The 1,569-nt window shown below is 45.6% G+C and carries 1 protein-coding gene; it reads right to left on the bottom strand.

What is annotated here, in order from left to right; genetic code table 11:
- Positions 1 to 1,569 (bottom strand): glutamine--fructose-6-phosphate transaminase (isomerizing) (gene glmS / locus PX484_RS18035; RefSeq protein WP_288105002.1); only part of this gene is annotated, 1,569 nt, incomplete at both ends.

The following is a 1,569-nucleotide window of genomic DNA, read 5'->3' as shown; positions in this document are numbered from 1 at the left end:
CGCGCATCCCTTGCTTTTGCTTCCTGTGCATTGGAGAGAACTTTATCATAAACTACCCCCGGCATCGCAATCGCTACTACGGGAACTTTTGCATCTAAAAGCGCGATTGGTCCGTGTTTCATTTCTCCGGCTGGATAGCCTTCCGCATGAATATAACTGATTTCTTTGAGTTTTAAGGCCCCTTCTAAGGCAATGGGGAAATTAATCCCCCGTCCCAAGAAAATAAAGTCCTGGGTGTCATTAAATTCATGGGCTAATTCTTCGATCGCTTTTTCCTGTGTTTCTAGGACAGTTTCGATCGATCTTGGCAGCGATCGCATTTCATTAATAATTTGCTCGATTCTCTCTAAAGACAAAGTTTGACGACGATAGGATAAATCCAAAGCTAAGAGATAAAAACCCAATAACTGGGCGGTAAAACTCTTAGTTGCCGCCACCCCGATTTCGATCCCCGCCTGAGTATTAATAATCTGATCGACCATTTGTGCTAGGGTACTTTCGGGGCGATTAGTAATCCCAATAATCCGGGCCTGATATTTTTTTCCTAATCCTAAACGACGCTGTTTTTCCGTTTCCAACGCTGCTAAAGTGTCGGCTGTTTCCCCCGATTGCGTCACCCCGATGGTTAAAGTATTGGGCATCAGGGGGGTGGGTGCATAGCGAAATTCCGAGGCGTACTGTACTCTTGTGGGAATACCTGCCAACTGCTCAATCAAGTATTTACCGACTAAACTAGCGTGCCAACTGGTCCCACAGGCTAAAATCTGAATATGTTCTAAATTATCGTAAATTTCCTCAGAAAAATTAATATTTATCGGGTTGACATTATCCCCATTTTCTGCTGTCCAATGGGGATGCAGATAGGTCCCTAAACAGTCGCGCACCACTCCTGGTTGTTCGTAGATTTCCTTGAGCATGAAGTGACGATAACCCTGTTTTTCTACGGTTGTCGGACTCCAATCGAGGACTCTGGGGTTTTTACGGACTCTTTTTCCCTCAAAATTATAGATTTCTACTCCCAAGGGTGTTAACTGAGCGATTTCGCCATTATCCAAGGACAGCACCGCCCGGGTATGGGGAACCAAAGCACTGACATCGGAGGCACAGAAAAACTCCCCCTGACCAAAACCGATGATTAAAGGAGCGTGTTGCCGCACGACAATCAATTCATCGGGATAATCGGGACTAATTACCGCTAGGGCAAAAGCACCCTCTAAACGTTCAATTGCCTTTAAAACTGCCTTGAGGAAAGGACTCACCCCCAAGTATTCTTCATCGGTAGGTTTGGGTAAATAACTGGCGATTAGATGGGGAATAACTTCTGTGTCGGTTTCTGAGTCAAATATACAGCCTTTTTCCTTTAATTCTGTTCTTAATGCCTGAAAGTTTTCGATAATGCCATTCTGTACCACTGCCACCCGTTGACTGTTATCGGTGTGGGGATGGGCATTACTTTCTACGGGTTTGCCGTGGGTTGCCCAACGGGTGTGACCGATGCCAATTTGGGAGGGATTAACTTCCTGTTCTAATTTTTCCCGCAGATTGTAGAGTTTTCCCTGGGCGCGGACT

This window comes from Microcystis sp. M49636_WE2, from assembly GCF_030065375.1.
Lineage (GTDB): Bacteria > Cyanobacteriota > Cyanobacteriia > Cyanobacteriales > Microcystaceae > Microcystis > Microcystis aeruginosa_C.
This window is presented reverse-complemented; position numbering and strand designations above follow the sequence as displayed.